The 299-nt window shown below is 51.2% G+C and carries 1 rRNA gene; it reads right to left on the reverse strand.

Annotated features, from left to right (window positions below):
* Nucleotides 1–299, reverse strand: a 16S ribosomal RNA gene (locus ACTHSL_RS13395); the annotation flags it as partial.

Raw genomic sequence — 299 nt, forward strand, 5'->3', positions numbered from 1 at the left:
CTTCTGAACTCTAGGCTCTCAGTTTCAAGTGCAGTTCAATGGTTGAGCCATTGGATTTCACACCTGACTTAAAAGCCAGCCTACGCACCCTTTACGCCCAGTGATTCCGAGTAACGCTTGCACCCTCCGTATTACCGCGGCTGCTGGCACGGAGTTAGCCGGTGCTTATTCAAGAGGTACCGTCATAATCTTCCCTCTTAAAAGGAGTTTACACACCGAAATGCGTCATCCTCCACGCGGCGTTGCTGCATCAGAGTTTCCTCCATTGTGCAATATTCCTCACTGCTGCCACCCGTAGG

It is taken from the genome of Neisseria sp. P0008.S010 (assembly GCF_051962715.1).
Classification (GTDB): Bacteria; Pseudomonadota; Gammaproteobacteria; order Burkholderiales; family Neisseriaceae; genus Neisseria; species Neisseria elongata.